The organism is Nocardia beijingensis NBRC 16342 (genome assembly GCF_001612785.1).
Classification (GTDB): Bacteria; Actinomycetota; Actinomycetes; order Mycobacteriales; family Mycobacteriaceae; genus Nocardia; species Nocardia beijingensis.
Genome location: NZ_BDBC01000035.1, coordinates 50081 through 68845, shown reverse-complemented (window position 1 = coordinate 68845; position 18765 = coordinate 50081). Strand labels below are relative to the sequence as shown.

The 18765-nt window shown below is 65.7% G+C and carries 15 protein-coding genes and 1 pseudogene; 6 read left to right on the top strand and 10 right to left on the bottom strand.

The features are described from left to right. Nucleotides 1-72 precede the first annotated feature (72 nt). A complete protein-coding gene (locus tag NB3_RS20970; protein WP_067806052.1) occupies nt 73-4581 on the bottom strand; it encodes a caspase, EACC1-associated type in 4509 nt (1502 codons plus the stop codon). Then, the gene (locus tag NB3_RS20965) at nt 4578-4940 is read right to left on the bottom strand and encodes an effector-associated constant component EACC1 (RefSeq protein WP_157111925.1); all 363 of its coding nucleotides are present in this window, start codon (nt 4938-4940) and stop codon (nt 4578-4580) included. Before NB3_RS20965 ends, NB3_RS20970 begins: the two co-directional genes overlap by 4 nt. Nucleotides 4941-6804: 1864 nt before the next feature. Between NB3_RS20965 and NB3_RS20960 the strand changes: the two genes are divergently transcribed. The 3 genes from NB3_RS20960 to NB3_RS35930 are packed head-to-tail and all read left to right on the top strand — an operon-like array spanning nt 6805 to nt 9673. Beyond that, nucleotides 6805-7590: a hypothetical protein gene (locus NB3_RS20960; protein WP_067806046.1), complete on the top strand. Its 786-nt coding sequence runs from the start codon at nt 6805-6807 to the stop codon at nt 7588-7590. Between the two features lie 48 nt (nt 7591-7638). Next, nucleotides 7639-9522: a fatty acyl-AMP ligase gene (locus NB3_RS20955; RefSeq protein ID WP_218020612.1), complete on the top strand. Its 1884-nt coding sequence runs from the start codon at nt 7639-7641 to the stop codon at nt 9520-9522. Between the two features lie 4 nt (nt 9523-9526). Beyond that, nucleotides 9527-9673: a hypothetical protein gene (locus NB3_RS35930; protein WP_218020611.1), complete on the top strand. Its 147-nt coding sequence runs from the start codon at nt 9527-9529 to the stop codon at nt 9671-9673. Between the two features lie 119 nt (nt 9674-9792). Here NB3_RS35930 and NB3_RS34380 read toward each other — a convergent pair. Then, nucleotides 9793-10039 (bottom strand): annotated as a pseudogene (locus NB3_RS34380) (sigma factor); the annotation flags it as partial. Between the two features lie 324 nt (nt 10040-10363). Between NB3_RS34380 and NB3_RS36325 the strand changes: the two are divergent. Continuing rightward, nucleotides 10364-10717: an ASCH domain-containing protein gene (locus NB3_RS36325; protein ID WP_244892008.1), complete on the top strand. Its 354-nt coding sequence runs from the start codon at nt 10364-10366 to the stop codon at nt 10715-10717. A gap of 102 nt (nt 10718-10819) precedes the next feature. Here the strand turns inward: NB3_RS36325 and NB3_RS20935 are convergent, their stop codons facing one another. The 5 genes from NB3_RS20935 to NB3_RS20915 all read right to left on the bottom strand — a co-directional run bounded on the left by NB3_RS20935 (nt 10820) and on the right by NB3_RS20915 (nt 15352). Further along, on the bottom strand, nt 10820-11401 hold the full coding sequence (locus NB3_RS20935; RefSeq protein ID WP_244892007.1) for a dihydrofolate reductase family protein: 582 nt from the start codon (nt 11399-11401) through the stop codon (nt 10820-10822). 68 nt (nt 11402-11469) lie between these two features. Further along, nucleotides 11470-11883, bottom strand: coding sequence for a hypothetical protein (locus NB3_RS20930; protein ID WP_067806036.1), 414 nt, complete (start codon nt 11881-11883; stop codon nt 11470-11472). A gap of 89 nt (nt 11884-11972) precedes the next feature. Continuing rightward, on the bottom strand, nt 11973-12647 hold the full coding sequence (locus NB3_RS20925) for a response regulator (RefSeq protein ID WP_067806033.1): 675 nt from the start codon (nt 12645-12647) through the stop codon (nt 11973-11975). 4 nt (nt 12648-12651) lie between these two features. After that, nucleotides 12652-13830: a sensor histidine kinase gene (locus tag NB3_RS20920; protein ID WP_157111924.1), complete on the bottom strand. Its 1179-nt coding sequence runs from the start codon at nt 13828-13830 to the stop codon at nt 12652-12654. Between the two features lie 568 nt (nt 13831-14398). Continuing rightward, a complete protein-coding gene (locus NB3_RS20915) occupies nt 14399-15352 on the bottom strand; it encodes an NmrA family NAD(P)-binding protein (protein ID WP_084823532.1) in 954 nt (317 codons plus the stop codon). Between the two features lie 134 nt (nt 15353-15486). Between NB3_RS20915 and NB3_RS20910 the strand changes: the two genes are divergently transcribed. Next, nucleotides 15487-15999: a winged helix-turn-helix transcriptional regulator gene (locus tag NB3_RS20910; protein ID WP_067806026.1), complete on the top strand. Its 513-nt coding sequence runs from the start codon at nt 15487-15489 to the stop codon at nt 15997-15999. Between the two features lie 792 nt (nt 16000-16791). On the opposite strand, the gene NB3_RS20905 is transcribed toward NB3_RS20910, so the two are convergent. Together NB3_RS20905 and NB3_RS20900 are read right to left on the bottom strand one after the other, a co-directional pair. Further along, the gene (locus NB3_RS20905; protein ID WP_244892006.1) at nt 16792-17244 is read right to left on the bottom strand and encodes an FKBP-type peptidyl-prolyl cis-trans isomerase; all 453 of its coding nucleotides are present in this window, start codon (nt 17242-17244) and stop codon (nt 16792-16794) included. A 129-nt stretch (nt 17245-17373) separates the two neighbouring features. After that, nucleotides 17374-17553, bottom strand: a complete 180-nt coding sequence (locus NB3_RS20900; RefSeq protein WP_067806023.1) for a DUF2786 domain-containing protein — start codon at nt 17551-17553, stop codon at nt 17374-17376. 594 nt (nt 17554-18147) lie between these two features. Here NB3_RS20900 and NB3_RS20895 point away from each other — a divergent pair. Then, nucleotides 18148-18525, top strand: coding sequence for an RDD family protein (locus tag NB3_RS20895; RefSeq protein ID WP_067806020.1), 378 nt, complete (start codon nt 18148-18150; stop codon nt 18523-18525). Nucleotides 18526-18765: the final 240 nt, after the last annotated feature.

Genomic DNA, 18765 nt, shown 5'->3' with positions numbered 1-18765 from the left:
TACCGGGATTTGGAACTGGCCGTCCGTGGGGAGTCTCCACTGGCCGCTGACAGGCGTACGCGAGCGTTTTGGTCAGGGGCAGGTTGGTTGGTAGGGAACCGTTGCGACGTAGTACGGCCAGATCTCTGGATCCAAACCGGTTCCGGTAATCGCGCATGCGGTTGTGGCCGCATTGTCCTGCAGGCGGGTTATGCCGGTCAGATCCCACAGGGAGGCCTGCCCCTCTGAGTCGGCCACTGCGAGCGTGGCGCCGCTGGGGGAAAACCACATATGCACCGAGGGGTTCGCGGTGAAGGGCGCGGGTGGGCCGAGATCGTGCGCGAGCGTTCGATCGGTGAGATCCCATAGCTGCAGTGTCGCGGCACGGTTAGTGCTGGCCAGGGTCTTACCGTTGGCCGAGAAGGCCAGTGCGGTGATCGCTACGGTGCTGCCGATCACACCGGTGTTGCCGTTGGGGTCGGCAGGGCCTGCCAGCGGCTGGCCGATACGAGCGGGTTTGGTTCGATTCGAGATGTCCCAGATCGCGATGGAGTTGTCGGAGCGGCCGACCGCCATGGTCCGACCGTCGGGCGTGAATGCCACCGTGGTGAGGTCTGCGGCGTCACCGGAATGGAGCGTGATGGGTAATTTGCTGGGCCGGGACGGATCGCCGACGTCCCACAGCGTCATCTTCGCATCGGGGTCGTAAAGGCTGCCGATCGCAAGCGTTGCACTGTCCGGGCTGAAGGCCATGACGATGACGATGACGGCGGGCAACTTGTCGACCCGGCGCACCGGCCGGTCCGGGTCGGTGATATCCCACAGCATCGAAGTCGATTTGTCGCCGGTGACGAGCATCCGGTTGTCCGGTGAAAACAGCGCGGGATATCCGCCGGGGATGGGCTGTCCGCGGCGCTCGGGATGCGCGGGATCGGAAACGTCCCAGAGCGTGATCGCCTCGCCTTCGACCGACGTGGCGAGCATGCGCGCGTCCGGTGACAGCAGCACCGCGCCGCCTGGCACCGCGTTCCGGTACTCGACTGGTCTGCTCGGGTCGGTGAACTCCCACAGCGAGGTGCCCCCGGCGCCGAGGATGCGCCCGTCGGATCGGAAGGCGAGTGTGTTGATCTCCTCGGTCGGTGCGCTGACGCGTACTGCGCGGCCCCGGTCGGCGAGGTCCCACACGATGGCGGTGGTGTCCTCGCCGGTGATCAACCCGTGGCCGTCCGGCGCGAAGGCCACTGAGGTCACCCAGTCGGTGTGGCCGGTCAGTGGAGTGCCGGAGCGGGTAGGCCGGGATGGGTCGGTGATGTCCCAGACCGTCGCGTATCCCTCGTATCCGGCGGTGGCGGCCAGTGTGCCGGAGGCGGCGAAGGCGAGGGCGTTGTTGTTGCCGGTGAGTGTGCCGCGCCGGGTCGGTGTGCGGGGCGTGGTGAGGTCCCAGAGTACGAAGGCGTTGTTGTTGTGCTGGCTGCTTTTGTCGCGGGTGGCGAGGAGGTGGCCGGTCGGTGCGAAGGCGATCGGTGCGCGGGCGAGCATGGGCCCACCGATCGGACTCGGCCGGGTTCGGTCGGTGATATCCCACAACACCACGGCGTCGTCATTGCCCGCTGCCAGAATGTTCCCGTCCGGCGCGAATGCTACCGACGTCATCTCGCCCTGCCCGGTCAGCGGCGCACCGATCAGAGCGGGGCGTGCGGGTTCGGACACGTCCCACAGCGTGATGACCTGTCCCTGCGCAATGGCGAGTGTCCGCCCGTCCGGGGCGAAGGCAGTGTCGTAGATGTAGCGGTAGCCGGTAGCGCTCAGGGTGCTCTTGGTGATCACCGTGCCGCAACGGACGGGCTGGGCAGGTTCGGTGATGTCCCACAACGCGAGCGTTTCCTCATTCTCTACTTCCTCGCCGTGGGTGGCCAGCATTCGGCCGGTGGGCGCGAATCGCATGATGACGGAGTTGCCGCCGTCCACCTGGAGGTCTGTGCCGAGCCGACGCGGCGCGCCGGTATCGGAGGTCGCCCAGAAGCTGATCACGTCATTGATCTTGGTGACGTTGTTCGTCCGGGTGGTGACCTTCGATCCCACCGCTAGTGTCTGTCCGTCGGGTGAATACGCCATCGCGCGCACCTCGTCGGGTAGTCCGCCCAGCGTGCCCGCGTAACGTGTCCCGGCCAGGGTGCCGACCAGGCTGGCTCGTGTGCTGGGGTCGGAGTGGATACGGTCGGCGGCGATGCCGAGTTGCAGTGCCTGCCGTGGATCGCTCGACCTGGCCGCCTCGGCCTCGGCGACGACCAGCCGCGCCGTGGCGATTCGCTGCTGTTCGCCGGCGGCGCGCTGCTGCAGTACCGCGAGCACCGTGGCCGTCCCGGCGACCACCAGCAGCAGAGCCAGCCCGGTCACCAGCACCCGCAGCCGCTGGTTCTGTCTGCGCTCGCGCAGGCGTTGCCGTTGCTCACGTTCGACCTGTGCCTGCCTGTCCGCCGAACTCGCGTCCAGGAATGCTTTTTCCGTTGGGGTCAGTTCGGACTCGTGCTCGCCTGAATCCCGCCACAGTTGCGCCTCGGTCAGTGCGCGCCCGCGATACAGCGCGTCCGGATCACGGTCGAGCAGCTCCCAGCGTGCGGCGGCATCGGCGATCTGCTGATGGACAATCAGGTCTGCCTTGTCTCGCTCGATCCACCGGCCCATCCGTGGCCACGCCCGCAGCAGTGACTCGTGGGTGATGGTCGCACCCGTCTCGTCCACAGTGATGAGCCGGTCGGCGGCGAAGGTGTCGAGGACCTCCCGCTTCGCTGCGATCTCGTGCGCTGTGCGTCCTGATAGGAGCTCCGCACGTGGCATCCGCCGCCTCGTGTGGTCGGTACCGGAGCCGATCCGCACCATTCGCAGCAGAGTGCGCCGGGCGATATCTTGGGCCTCCGGGGCGAGGGCGGCATAGCCGGCCTCGGCTCGTGTGCTCACCGATTCCCAGATCCCGCCGCCTGCTTGATATCCGGTGAGCGTCAGGATGCGTCCGTTGCGTCGCTGCCAGGTCGCCAGCAGTGCGTACGACAGCAGCGGTAGCGCGCTGGCGGCATCGATGCCGGTGTGACCGGCGCGCAGATCGCGCAGCACCAACTCGGTCAGACCGGGCTCCAGTGACAAGCCCGCTGTGTGTGCCGGCTTCTCGATGACTTCGCGAAGCTCGGCATCGGTTAGCGGTGCGACCAGACCAGTACTGCCGCGCAACGCCGACACCAGTTCCGGATAAGCCAGACACCGATCGTAGAAGTCGGCTCGCAGTCCGAGTATCACCATTGCTGCTGGGGTGCCGTCGGTGTCGTCCGCCGTGCACGCGAAGCACAGCGCGCGAATGAAATTCCGCTGCTCGTGTTCGTCGTGGCAGGCGGTAAACACCTCCTCGAACTGGTCGACCACCAGCACCATGCGTTCTGCAGAGCCGTATTCGCGCAGCACATTGCGAATCAGCTGACGCACCGATGCCGGTTCTTCGGCGAGCCGATCTTTTTGCCGAGCAGACGCCAACCGCTCTGCCAGCTGGCCCAGTGGCTGCTCGCCGGGCGTGAACACCCGAGTAGGCCAGGCCGAGGAGCCGGGCAAGGCGCCGGATTCCAGCGCATGCAGCAGCCCGGCGTGCAGCAGTGAGGACTTCCCGGAGCCGGACGGACCGATAACCACGAAAGGTCCACCTGCCGTGGCTCGTTCAGCCAGCTGCGCGAGCAGTTCGGCGATCGCGGCGTCACGGCCGAAGAAGTAACGCGCATCCTGCGCGTCGTAACGATCCATGCCGCGATACGGGCAGACCGCACCGTCGGAGGCCGGCGACGACGGCTTATCCGACCCTGGTGCCGCATGGACGGCGGGGTTGGGAGCGATCACCAGCCGATTGGAGGTGTCGCTCACATGCTGGCGCGGCCGCGGGAACCCCGCAGCGGGCAGGGCTCGGTCGAGATGGTCGTACACATCGGCCAGGCTCAACCATGCGCCGCGGGCCGGATCACCGGAGTTGATCAGCCGCAACAACGCTCCGGTGAACCCGGTGTAGTCGGCGCCTGGCAGGGCCAGCGCGGCCTCGTCGCGCGCCGCCGATGCCAGCACATGAGTACCGCGTACCGCACTGGCGGAGAATGCGTCTGCCGCGATGGAGCCTGTCGTCGCACCAGCACGGCCGGAGAAGCAGCAATCGAGTACGACTACGATCGACCGGGCTCGGCTGCGTGACAATGCCTCCCTTACCGCAGCATACGACAGCGCCCGATAGGCTAGTCCCTCCACCATGCTGTCGGTGTTATTTGTGGCCAGGTACAACTCGCCGTCAGCCGCCCCCACCAAACCGTGTCCGATGTAGTAGATCAGCAGCGCACTCTCGGCCGAATTCGCCGCCTCCGTTATCGCGTTGCCCAGCTCACGCGGGTCCGCCGGATCGTGCAGCACGCGCAGGGCCGCCGGATCAACGCCACATTGCTCCACCAGTGTCCGGGCCAGTGCGTCCACCGACCTCAGCACCGACGGCACAGACGACAGTGGTGACCCCTCGACATGGTTTCCGGTGCCGATCAGCAGTACACGCACACCCGCTGCGCTGAGTGCGAGCGTGGTATTCATTGCGGCGGGCCGGAATCGGGGTCGAGATCGGCTGCCAGTTTGCCGGTGAATTCCAGCACTTGTACAGCGGACAGGCCGCGCAGCTGAGCGGCGTTCACCTCGAGCACCACCTTGTCGGATCTGGTCAGCTTTACCGATACCGAGCCGACCCGCGTTCGCAGCCAGGCGATCAGAACTGTTGCCAGCGCCGTGGCCGCGCCCCCCTGTCCTAGCCCGACGATCAGCGCAGTTTCCAGCGCGCCCAGCTCGCCCGGTTGTGGCTCGGCGATCGCGGGACGGACCTGACCGCGCAATTCATCGGCGTCGGTCAATTCCCGGTCCAACGAACGTAGTTCCTCATCGGGCCGTTCAGCCGCCACCGTTACCGTCACATTCAGCTGTGCCATAGTGTCCCGCCGCGAGATTCGACTGGTGCTGCTCGATCATCATCCCGGTCCCGGGCGGCGTTGGGGACGGATCCCAGTGAAACGTGGGTGAAGCTACGATCCGCCAAGACTCCGATCACCACGGCAATGCCATATCGCTGATGACTCAGACTGTGCAGTGGCGCACCTTGATCCCTACCTCGACCGCCCCGACCAGCGACGTGAGGTTCGCCGACGAACGACGTCGCAATTCATACATGCGGAGCATGCATCTGCGCCTGCTGAGTTAATGCCAGAGTGTGGAGCGGACGGCGGCGTAGGTGAGCCCATCGGTGATGGTGCGGTCGGCCAGCGCGGCGGTGAAGCCCTCGACGCCGAGGTGGATGCGTGTCGCGTCACCGAGCACGGCGTGTGCGTGGGCATGGTCGAGCGGCCCGGCGCCGACGAGCCGCCCAGGGAGTTGGCCGCCAGCAGCAGGGTGCGATGCCGCACCCAGGGGTAGGCGGCCCGGACACAGGCGCTCTGGTTGACCAATGCCGCCTGCACGTAGGCGTCGGGATGCCCGACCACCGGAGCACTGCGGGGAACCGGCAGCGGCGCAGGCGGGCGCAGCAGACCGGTCAGCCACTGCGGCAGCAGGATCGGCGCCCGGTCATCGATGCCCCTACGGGCCCTCGGGCAGCTGAGATCCGGCGGCGACGACGTAGCCGCCGTGGCTCGGCTGTCGATGCGCCGCCCGAGGCGGCCGATCGTATTGCGCAGCGGTGGCGTGCGCGGCGCACGGTAGTACAGGTGCACACCGCCCGATGTGGAAGCCTGCGCGATACATTGCCACGTCACTGTTCACGGTCGCGACCACACCCGGTTGATCGCGTCGCCGAGTGCGCGGTACTTGCGGCGCAGTTGCTCTCGACCAGGTCCCGGCCGGATCCGGGGATAGTAGGTCGAGGGTCAGCTGAGCTGGACTCGGGTGTCGGTGTTGACCCCGCAGTTGCGGGTCCAGCTGGGGCTGCTGGCCGCGCAGGTCGCCGTCGCCGACCGCCTCTCCGCACTGGGCGGGTGCCAGCCGAAGCGATACGCGCCCACACATCCTCCACGGACCAGCCATGAATGGGCAGCCACGTATGGACGTGACGGCGCGTATTGGACGCACCGCTCGTGCCCGCGCGTCCCTCGGCACGCGCTCTTCTACAGATCGCGCACAGGCAGGGTGGCGCCAGGCCCGTGCATGAACGGTGACGCGCGGGGCGCTGGGGTGATTCCTCGGCGCGGGGGCCCATGATGTTGAGCACCCGCCCCTGCCGACGGTCAGTCCCGCGGTACGGGACTCGGCGACCAGCGTCGTGATCACCCGCCGGATCGAGCTTTGCTTGAAATCCGAGGTGCTTCTCTGCACCATGCAAGTCGACTCGCCACAACTCGGCCGAGAGGCTTGTGGTCAGATGCAGTCCGCCGCGGTCGAGACGCGCCGAACCTTGCACCACAAGCGCGCGGACCATCCAGAAACCACATTGGTGGATTCAGGCTGAGGTCAAAGCCCGAACGTACTGACCTCAAATAGAGTTCCAAGTAGGGTAAACCCGCAAGAATTCGAGATAGTCCCGGCCAACACGATCGAGCTGGGCTAGGCTGCGTTGCAGCAGGACCTCTCCATCCGCCGCGGCTGCGGCGCTCGACCTCGTCACTGCTTTCGGAACGCCAGCACGATGCTCGTGTAGGTCCGCAGGGCGTGAACGCCCGGGACGACAGCGTAGACAGCTATACCGTTTCGCACAGGTTTGCCTGGAATAGCTGAGCCCCTCTTCGAACGTCGTCTCCTCTCGCTGTTCAGCACCTCATCCGCAGATAAGGAGCAGTCATGACCGAGACCAGTCAGTCCCAACTGCGCCGGGACGCCGTGGAGATCGCGCTGTGGCAGACGCCATCTCCCGAACCGGCCGCATCCGAGTTCGCGCAATTCGAGTCTGTGAGCACGGACCTGGCGGTGGGCAACAAAGCGGTGGGAGACGGCAGCTCGCTGCCCGATCTGGGGGCTCTGAAGGACTTCAAAACGTGGGATTCCGTCGCCGCTACCATCATGCGCAAGGCCGTGAGTATCAGCGGCTTCAACCCGGGGAGCCCGAACTTCGACCCGATCGCATGGAACAATTACATCCATAAGTTCTCCACGATTCCGTTCTTCTTGCAGTACCAATTCGACAACCGCACCGCGTCGATCTCCTCGCTCTCCCTGGAGAAGGCGGTCAATGCGGTGGAGGATCTGGCCCTGAGCATCATGTCGGAGAATGACTTCAAGGCCGTCGTGACTGCCATCAAGAAGATCGGCCAGCTTGCGCTCGAGAACAAAGGGCAGCAGGAGAAGAACAGCAACCAGCAGGTCGGGATCCTGTCGCGCAATGGCAGCAATCTATACCTCGGCGTCGTCCGGACCGAGGTGGCGATGACGTACAACCAGAGCAAGGGGTACGAGCAGCTGCAACAGACTCTCTCCATCTACCGCGGCTTCGGCGTGCTCGACTTCGACAAGTGCCTTCGCGCCCAGAGCACGCTGCGCACTTGGGATCGCGGAGACGTGGACGACTGGGAGAACGGGACGGCCAGCGCCTCGCTGCAGCCCAACCAGAGCCCCGCCTGGAACCAGTAGTCGGTTCGAGGCTCTTTCTGCCATCCACCCGACTCCTGGGCAGGTCCCATGTTCTCCGAAGATGCGCTGCCTCCAGGGGGAGCGACGGCCTCGACCTTCACTCAGGTCCTTGCCGAGAATCTCGGCCACTCGGACAGTGGCTATACCTTCATCCACGAGGACGGGCGCGAGCATTTCGTGAGCTGGGCAGAGCTGTCGCGGGAGGCCCTGAGCCGGGGGCGGCGGCTGCTGCAGAACGGCCTGCGCAAGGGAGAGCGCATCGCGCTCATCCTCCCTGAGGAGCAGGAGTTCGTCCTCACCTTCCTGGGCGCGGTCTCGGTGGGCGTCATCCCGGTTCCCATGTACCCGCCCTTGAGCTTCGGCAAGTTCGAAGCGTACTGCGAGGACGCCGCCGACATCCTCCGTGTGGCCGGCGCACGTGCGCTCTTGATGTCCCGGAGCCTGGCGGGCCTGCTGGACCCGCTCATCCGAACGGCCGAAGGCCTGCAGTCCATCATCGCGGAGGAGTTCTTCGCCGAACCCCTGACCGGGAACGCGCCCGAGCCCGAGGCGATCTTCCCAGGGGACGTGATGTTCTTGCAGTTCACCTCGGGGACCACGGCGGCCCCCAAGGGAGTGCGGGTCACGCACGCCAGCGTGCTCGCCAACTGCGCGGCCATCATCAGCGCCCTTCGCCTCGAGCGCGGGAGGGACCGAGGCGTGAGCTGGTTGCCCATGTACCACGACATGGGGCTGGTCGGTTTCGTGCTGGCACCGCTGATCGCGCGCTGCCCGGTGAGCTTCCTCCCGACGCTGCGCTTCGCGCTCTCACCGGGGCTCTGGCTGGAAACAGTGAGCCGCCACTGCGCGACCGTGACCTTCGCGCCGAATTTCGGTCTGGCGTTGGCCGTCGAGCACACCTCGGCGGAGGAACGCCAGCGGCTGGACCTGTCCTGCGTGAGGGTCGTTGGCTGCGGCGCCGAGCCCAATCACCCGGAAACACTGCACTCCTTCGCGGCGCACTTCGCAGCGGCGGGTCTGCGGCCGGGGGCAGTGGTGCCGTGTTACGGCATGGCGGAGGCGACGCTCGCGATCTCGTTCAGCGAGATCGGAGTCCCGCTCGCCCAGGACGTCATCCAGAAAGAGCCCTACCACGCGAACGGTCTCGCGCGGCCCGCCTCGCAGGCGGGGGCTTCCGGGGCACAGGTGGCGTTCGTGCCCTGCGGGCGCCCCATAGCGGGTCACCGAATCCTCATCGTGGACGATGAGGGGAATCCGCTCCCGGAGCGGCACGTCGGCGAGGTGGTCTTCCAGGGGCCGAGCGTGGCTGCCGGCTACCACGGCGACTCGGAGTCGACCCGGCGGAGCTTCACGGCTCACGGCCTGCGCACGGGGGATTGTGGATACCTGGCGGAAGGCATCCTCTACGTGACGAGCCGCAAGAAGGACCTGTTGATCATCAATGGGCGCAACTACGACCCCCAGACGGTGGAGTGGGCCGCGGCCGAGGTGCCCGGCCTCCGCAAGGGAAACGTCGTGGCCTTCACCCGGCCGGGCCGGGCTACCGAGGAGGTGGTGATTGTCGCCGAGCTCCGCAAGGGAGACGCCGCCACGGTGGCGCGTCAGGTCCGCGGCCACATCCAAACGAAGTTGTCCCTGCCCGTGGCGGAAATCATTTTGCTGCTGCCAGGGGAGCTGCCCAAGACCTCCAGCGGCAAGGTGAAGCGGAGCAAGACACGGCAGCGATATCTCCAGGGACTGTGGAGCGCTCTCCCGGGCGAGCCGCATACCACCCATACACCCTCCATGAGGAGCAGCCATGAACCCCCATCTGTCCCCGCGAGAGCGCGAGCAGCTGTACTCCCTGATCCGCGAGAAGTTGGACCTCAGCGGCGCGGAGTGTCCCGAGGGGATCAACAACACCACCATGGTGAGAGAGCTGCCAGGGGTTGACTCCATGAGGCTCCTCTCCCTTCTTGGCGCGGTCGAGTTGGGCTTCCAGGTCAACTTGGGCTTCAAGGCCATCCCCCAGGTGCAGACGGTGCAGGACATCGAGCGGTTGATCTGCGAGTCCCGCGAACAGTACGCCGTGCGCACATCATGAGTGCCGGCTCGGCGGGCATGCCGGGTAACGGTGGCTGGGGGATAGTTCGCGGGCCTTCGGTGCGTCGGTCGGTTGCGCGTCGTCCGAGGTAGCGCCATCGGCAGAGAGGGCATCGCCGGCGGGGCCGGTAGCCACGGACCGACACAGGACTCCTTGCGGCTGCCGAGGGCGCGCAGCCGGTCGAGCGCTCGGCGCGGGTGATCCGGATCAGATATGCGCGCTGGTCCCGGACGGTGTCGAGGTCGACGTCGGTCCATCGCAGCAAGGTCTCCCACAGGACATCCTCAGTGCGGTCGCCGAACCGAGCAGCTCGTAGGGAACGGTGAACAGCAAATTGCGCTGTGCGACAGAGGCTTCGGCGGCCATGTCCCCGCGCCCGCCACAGTTGCCGCGATCGGGGGTGGGATGTGTCGGACTGGAGCCGCTGAGTGCCAACTCGGCCACATACTCGATCACCGCCACGATCTCGACATCGGCGCGATCCAGCACCACGAACGGCGGGTGCGCACGATCGGTTGGGACGCACCCCAACCCCACCGCACCGCAGCTACCATCACGGGCCGCCGCGTCGAGCGAACCGTCTCTGAGCGGCGACACCGCTGTGGCGAGGATCGAGCTCAGGGTGCGCATATCCCGGATTGTCCGGGCCGTGGCTGTGTTCGACCAATTGCCGCAGAACAGGAGCAGCTCATGCCGAGGCTGATGTCGGTGTCGCTGACCGAGGACGCGGTGCGCGAGCGCCGCAAGACCGTCACCCGGCGGATGGGCTGGCTCACGCTGACGCCCGGCACGCGGCTGACCCTGTGCCGCAAGGTCATGGGCCGCAAGCCCGATGAGCCGCTGGTACGCATCGCCGACGTCGAAGTCATCGACGTCCGGCGCGAGCGCTTGGCGCTCATCTCGCCAGAGGACGTCGAGGCCGAGGGGTTCGAGGACATGACTCCGGAGGCGTTCGTGGAGTTCTTCTGCGGCAGCCATAAGGGCTGCACCCCGGACACGGTCGTCACCCGGATCCGCTGGCGGTACCTCGACGACGCCCAGTAACCGCCGCGCGGGTGGTAGCCGCGCTGTCTCGACTCCCCGGCCGAGACAGCGCGGCTTTCTTGTTCGAGGGCTACCGGCCTCGGACCACCAGCCGGAATCAGGCTACTTACGTACCACGTAACGCAGATGCAGGACGCCTGGGTCCTCCAGCGTGCGTACCAGATCGAGTTCGATGTGTTCGGGTGGGAGTCCGTCGAACAGCCGCCGGCCTTGGCCGAGCAGGACAGGTCGAAGCTGTATGTCGATGATGTCCAGTACTCCTGCCTTGAGTGCCTCTTGGCCGGTGTAGGCGCCGTGCATCATCACGTCCCGGTCCCCGGCGGCCCGCTTTGCTTGTTCCACGCAGGAGGCGATGCCGTCAGTGACGTATCGAACCTGTTCGTAGGGGTTTCGTTCCGGTGGCTGGTGCGTCGGTACGAAGATCGGCACCCCGTTATGGTGATCCCCGCCCCAGTAGCCGGCGAAGTCGCCTGTCCGTCTACCTGTGATCACGGCGCCGGTTGCCATGGCTTCGTCGAACACGACTTGACTGTTGGGATGTTTGGGCCGGAATGCGTTGACTCCTTCCGCGCCGGGCTCGGCATCGCCGTCGAGCCAGTTCATCAGGCGCATGCCGTCGGTGCCTGCCGGGTTCTCGGCGTTGTCGTCGGGTCCGGTGATGAACCCGTCCAATGACATTGCCATGGTCAGAAATACTTGGGACATTCTTTACCCACTTCGTTATTGAGCGAGAGGTATTCGGGTGGTCAGGCCTACGCGTCATGGACCGGCGATGACCGCCATGTATTCAGGGCGGTGGCCCATGCCTCGTTGTCGTTGGACTCCATGAACTCTTTCCGGTCGATGAGCAGATAGATCTCGCCGACCGCGGTCGTGGTCGCCACGATAAGCGGTTTGCCGGAGTTGAGCAGGCCACCGATGAATCGGCCGTAGAGATCGGTGTACTTACGGGTTATCCCGGCTATATCGTTGCGCCGTATCACCAGGTCACTTCCATCGCTGTGCCATGGCGACAGTGTCAGCGCGTGCTCGGTGAGAGCGATCTGCCCACGATGGCGGAACAATGCCTTCTGGCTGACCGTTCCGGCGGCTTTGTCCGCAGTCGTATTGGCGTGCAGGTCGGTGGCGGTAGCACCGACGTAACTGCCTGCCCTGAGTACGGTCATGAGCGGATTCCTTCCGGCTGGCGAACTGCTGTACCGGATCAGTCTGTTCGTCACGGCGCAGACCTCGCATCGGACGAAAGGATATGCGCTTAGCGACCTTCGGATATTTCGGCGTCGTGGACGAGGATGGCGAGCTGCACGCGGTTGTTCACGCCTGTTTTGCTCAGGATGTGAGAGACGTGGGCCTTGATCGTGGGCAAGCTCAAATACAGTGCTGCAGCGATGGTCGCGTTCGATTCCCCCTGCCCGATGCGCATGGCGATCTGGAGTTCGCGATCGCTGAGCTCGGCCAGCCGGGCGCGCGCGAGGTCGCGTCGTGCGGTTCCGCTGGTGTCGTGAGCGGCGTGCAAGGCGGAAAGCACGGTGCGCGTGACCGCCGGTGAGAGTACCGAGTCACCGGCGGCGACTGCGTGGATGGCGGTGACGATGTCGGCGGGAGCGGTGTCTTTGACGAGAAATCCCGCCGCGCCCGCGGCGAGAGCATCGAGCACCAGCTCATCATCGGCGAAGGTGGTCAGCATGATGATCTGCGGTGGACGCGGTCCGCCATGGATCTGCCGAGCAGCGTCGATCCCGTTGCACACAGGCATCCGGATGTCCATCAGCACCACATCCACGCTCAGCGCGGCGACCGCAGCGACAGCCTCGACTCCGTTTGCGGCTTGGCCGCGGATTTCGATCTCATCGTGCCCGCCGAGCATGAACGCTAGTCCGGTCCGTACCAGCGGATCGTCATCGACGAGCAACACCCCGATCGGTGCCATAGCGTCAGTGGTTCCTTTCGATGGACGCGGGTGTGAGTGGAGTGGCGGGAAGGCGCGCGGCGATTCGGAACCCGCCCGCGTGCGCTGGGCCGTGCTCGAAGCTCCCGCCGACCAGCTCAACCCGTTCCCGTAGCCCGACGAGCCCTGCGCCGGCACCGGGAATCGATGGTCGGAGCATGCCTGGCGGCGCTGAATTTGTCACCGTGAGTTCCATCCATCCCGGTCCAGCCGACTCGAGCCGCACCTGTACGCGACTCTTCGGGGCATGCTTGCGAATATTGGTCAGCGCTTCCTGCACTATTCGGTAGATCGTCAGGCCGACCCGAGGGGCAACGTCATCGAGCGGCACCGCAGTGACGAGTTCGATTTCGTCGCCCTGCTCGGCCGCGGTGGCGATGAGCGTTCCCAGGTCGGCCAGTGTCGGCTGCGGCCTACGCCCATCGGACTCGTCGTCACGCAGTACGTAAATCGCTGCGTGAACTTCATCGAGCCCCTCGTGGACAGTGCGACGAATCGCAGCTGCCATCGCAGTGACCTGCTCCGGTGGTGCGTCGGCACGGTACTCGAGTGCACCGGCCTGCACTGCCAGTAACGAGAGTCGATGCGCCAAGATGTCGTGCAGCTCACGGGCGATACGCCGCCGCTCGACCAGGCGGGCATGCTCAGCGGTGGTTTTCCGGGCCCGCTCAGCTTCGTCGATCCGCTCGACCAGCACCGTGACGAGCTCACGACGGGCGCGAACAAACATCCCCCATCCGGTGAAGGAGAAGATCATAAAGGTGGCAATACCTGTGTCGACCCACAAATCTGATCCAGTGGAGCCGTACAGCGCCAGATTCGGAACCGACATCACCGAAAACGCCACAGCGACCCAGAGGGCTGTGCGCCAGCGACGGTATTCAGCCACTGTGAAGACCGCTACCAGCACAAGTCCGCCACTGAGTGTGGTGAATGTCGACACCACCAAGATGTAGAGGGCGAACCACATAGCGTGTCGACGGCGCCACCAGAGAGCAACGAATCCGATCACCCCCAGCATCCCATCGGCGTACCGCAACGCGATGGGATAACCAGCGATCCCCTGCACCAGGGAATCCTGCACCACCAGGCCGAGCGACAGTGCCAGGATGCTCATCACGACATTGATCGCCGCAGCGGTCAACGCTGATCGCGTCTTAACCACTCGCGGACCCTAACCCACCACGAAGCGGCGGCGGGCACCGCTGGCTGGTCGGGCAGTCAACCTCATGACTACCGGGCTGCCGACCGCCGACGCCTCAGAGCAGCGTGGCCTGGCCTCAACCGACTACAGCGAATAGACCAGGCCTACCGGCCATCATGACCGACCCCGACTACCGCCGATCACAGACGGACAGCGCTCAGCAACCCACGCACCACGCGATAAGCCTGAGCCCAGCCGGAGGAAGCCGTCGCGGATGTCTTCGTCGGGACCACCCAGACCTTGGAGGACGCCATCCAGACTGATGTGGTTCGCGACCAGTACGCGCATGTGAGTCTTTCGAATCGTTGGACGACACAACGTTTGATGCCGGTCGTGTTCCGAACTCATCGGTCCGTCGCTGTTCGACCTCGCAGCTCCCACACCACCGCGGCCCATCCCCATCTGTAACGCGGGTTCCCGGCCCGAGCACGTGCCTGGCGGTCAGACGGCGGTGTCGAGCTGGGTCAGCCCTCCGCGGCGGTCGCACGCCGTTCACTCTCGGCGCGCACACGCCCGGATCCGATGTGGATCAACGACCGGGGGCCGCAACGAATTGGTGACCGTGTTCGCGGACGAACTCGGCGAACGTCTGCGGCGAACGGCCGATGGCCTCGGCGAGTGCGGTGGTATCGACCGGCGGGGCCGAGGGCAGCTGGGAGAACACCGCGCCGATGGCCGAAATGTGCTGCGCCATCGCTGGATTGACAGATGGTTCGGTGCCAATGTGCGCGAGGGCTTCCAGTTCGCGCTGCCATTGACCAGCAGGGATGGAGGTGTATCGGACCGGTGTTCCCGTTTCTGCTTCGATGAGAGCGGCGATCTCGGCGTGGCTGTGCACGGTCGCCCCCTGCGGGTAGAGCGTGGTGCCGCGAGGGTATCGGACCGGGTCGGTCAGCGCGGCCACAGCGAGATCGGCGGCATCGAGACCGCTGATCCACGGCACCGCACCATCGCCGAAACTGTTGGCGAAGCTGTGGGTCTCGCGGATGGATCCGGCGTGCAACAGCACGATGTTCTCGTAGAACAGGGCCTTGATCCGCAAGATCGTCGGTTCCAGTCCCGCCCAGGAAAGCACCTGCTCGGCGGCCCATTGCGCGCGTCCAAGCCCACTGGGGTTGTCGGGGGCCGAGACCGCCATGGACATCACGACCAGTCGCGGCGTGTTCTCGGCGTGCCGGATCGCGGAGGCCAGATTGGCGGCGGCCTGCACGATGCCGGGAGCGACCGGATAGGTGAAATACACGGCGTCCACGTCCCGCACGGCCGCATCCAGCGTCCGGCGATCCAGCAGATCGCCCACGACGATTTGCGCGCCGAGAGCGCGAAGATGTTGTGCGCGTTCGTCATCAGCGCGGACAAGCACGCGTACCGCGTGGTCATGTTCACGAAGACGCCGCACGACATGTGAGCCGGTGCCGCCGTGTCGTCCGCCCGCACCGATGACCAGCGTGGTGGTTCGGGGGCTGTCGGAGGAGAAAGTCACAAGTGCGCCTTCCGGTCGTTCACCAGGGTGAGATGTGGCAGCTCGTGGTCCGGCCGCGACGCCCACGCTAGAACCAGTAACTACTATTATGCAAGTTACTGTAGGGTCACTATGGATGGCGAAAGGATCAGCAGGTGCGGCGAACGAGTTTTCAGGCGATGGGGTGCCCGATCGCGGGCGCTCTGGAGTATGTCGGCGACTGGTGGACGCTGTTGATCGTGCGTGATGCGCTGGACGGGTTCACCAGATTCGACGAGTTCGAACGCAACCTCGGCATCGCCCCGAATATGCTGACCAGGAGATTGCGTACTCTGGTCGAATCCGGGCTGCTCGAACGCAGGCGCTACAGCCAGTCCCCGCCCCGCTACGAGTACGTCATCACCGACAAGGGGCGAGACCTTTCTCCGGTCCTCGTCGCCCTGTACGCCTGGGGCCGCAAACACACGGGATCGGATGCGCCGAGCGTGGTCCTGACCGATCGCGACACCGGGGAGGAGATCATGCCCGGCCTTGTGGACCAGCGCAGCGGGCGCCCTCTCTCGGCCGTCGACCTCGCCTTCCTCGCCGGTCCAGGGGCCGACGGTTTCATGCGTGAACGTCTCGACCCCGAGTTACGGGCGGCGCGGCGCCGACGCGGCACCAACTGAGCGCACGTCTCCTTTGAAGGACTGCTGCCGGACGGAAAGGACCGCGCACTGTTCGGCAGCACCATCGGGGCCTGGAGGTTCACCGCTGTTGACCTCCCGCTGCAATTCACGACTGCGCAGGTAGCGGCACAGGAAGATCGTCTACTGGACCCGGTAGCGGTGGGGGAGTTGGAGATGTTTTGACGAGTATGAAGTGGCGGGCGTTGTTGGCAATGAGTGCGGAGGAGCGGGCGCGTCCGTGGGCGGAGCATCGGGAAGCTGTATCACGCGGCAGCGGTGTGAGGGCCATGATCGGTTCGGTGCCGTCAGCGATTTGCCGCGCGTGGGCGCACCGGATTGTTCCGGGCTCGCCGGTGGACTGACGTCTGGGTGACTGCGAACGGTCCCACGGGGTTCGGACTTGTTTCGCCATGCTTGGTTAGAGGAATTGTGACCCGCCTCGAGAAGTGCGGCGGGGTTGTGGGCTGGTCGCCTGGGACTTCGGGTCTCTGGCTCCTCGGTGTGGTCTGTGGCGTAGCCGCCTTGCCACCATCGGCGCACAACGATCGCTACCGGGGCCGACATCGATTCACGGTCTTCGAACGAGTCCCATTGCGTGAGTTGCCACGTCCCACGGTCCGCAAGATCGCCGTGGTCGTAGCCGAGGTGATCGGTGATCTCGCCGTCGAGGGCGGACTCGACCACCAGCTCGGTCAGCTGCTGCAATCCACCCTCGGCGCTGAACTGCAGCCCGCTCGTGCCGGCCTGGGCCGCCAACTGGGCCACCAGCTCGGATACGACATTCGGACAGGTTCAGGTCGCGATCAAATCGATCACGAAGACGAGCGTCTCCCCCGGCGCGACGGTGTCCGCGGCGCCTCGGTCGCCGTATGCGAGGTGGGGCGGGATGATCAGCTTCCTGCGGCCGCCGACTCGCATGCCTTGCACACCCTCGTCCCAGCCCTCGATGACCTGCCCGGCGCCCAGGGTGAATGCGAACGGTTCGCCGTGCTCCCAGCTCGAATCGAACTCCGTTCCGGTGGAGAATGTGACGCCCACGTAGTGGACTTCGACGAAATCGCCCCGTTCGGCCTGCGGACCGTCGCCGTCCCAGATCTCCACGATCACCAATTCGCTCGGCGGCGGGCCAGCGGGGATCTCGATCTCCGGCTTCCGCCGTTTCCCTACACCGCGCTCGCCGGGACGACCCAGGAGCCGGGTGATCCACCGCTGCCAGGACTTCTGCTTCATCTCTTCGTCGGACACCGCAACATCATGCCCAAAAGCATTGCGCTGCCACGAATGCGAGGCTGTGCGGCGTCCGCGCGCACGTCGTTGGCCGAGGCGATCGCGACGAACAACCGCACATACGTCGCCAGCCCACGGGTGCCGCGCTCACCGATCGAGATCTGCCGCGTCACCGGCATCGCCTTCGCCAGCCCCCGCGATCGAATGCTGGGTGGCCAGCCGTTGCGGCATCGTGAAGTACGCCTCGGCATCGTATTGGTTGTAGGTGCCCTCGGCTTTGCGTAGCAGCGCGCCGATGGGGCCGAGCATCTTCTGCGAGGTCGCCACAGCCGCAGGCCCCCGTCGCCGAACATGGCTGCGAACGCGAGATGAGCGCGCAGCAGGTCGACCGGGTGAGACGTCCCGTCGGCGGCGGGTGCGGCGTCGCGGACCTTCCGGATCTTCAGCAGTTTCGCGCCACGCAGCTTGATACCGGTCACCGGTGGTGGTGTGGTGCCGGGCCACGCACGCTGAAGCCCACGCCGTTCGCTGCGAAGACCCCGATCGAACACGTTGTGCAGAGGGAGACCAGAGTTGCTGTAAAAGCCGATCTGACCTCGAAGCAAGTATGAACCGATGGGACGGTCGGGCCATCTCTTCCGTTGAAATACCACTTTGACCACGGCCCGGCTCAGTGGTTGGTTGCGGCATGGTCAGGGGGCGAGGCGGTCGACGAAGTACTCGACGCTGCCGGTTTCCCCAGTCCCGCACGCGAGCCAATCTCCGCATCACTGGGGAGAGCTGCTGCGCTGCGCCACAATACGTCGCGTGAACGCAACACGCCCAGGTCCTCACCAAAGCCGATCACCCGCCCAGTCGCCTGAGCCTCGGCAGGTCGGTGTCCCGGCGGAGGCGGGAGAGAACCGCCTGGCCTTGGCTGCGATGACCGACGCCCTCGTCGCTTTGGTCGTGGGTTTCGCGTTGTCGCAACGTGTCTTTCATGCCTTCGACGGTGTCGCGGAGTTCCTGGGCACGTTCATTCCGTGTGTGCTGGCGGTGTCGTTCGCCAACCACGTCCTCGGCACGCTGCTGTTGCGGGGCAGTTTCGCGAAACTGCTATTCGGAATGCGGGTCCTCCGATGGAAGGACGGCCGCCGCCCGCGGCTGTGGCAGACCGTCGCACGATGGCTGTTCGGGTTCGTGGTGATCGGCCTGCAGTACCTGCTCGAAGGCGCGAGCGTCGGCCAGGCCTGCGGATTGCGCACGGTACGCCGACGCGACCAGCGCTACCCGGCCGACCAGTCGGCAGCGAATCGCTGAGCGCAGGTCGGCGGTGGTCGGTGAGGCGTTGACCGCCAGTATCTCGGCAGTCTCACGTGACCGTAGATCGCAGTAGTAGGTCTCCTGGTGCTTGCGATCGCGATGAGTCATGTGCGATCTGATGTCGATCGGAACGCCTGACGGCGCCTATCGCCGCAGGCACAACCGCGATGCCAGTGCCGGCGCATGCCGCAAAACCTCGATCACGCCCCACCTCCCCGAACTCGTTTCAACTAAGGG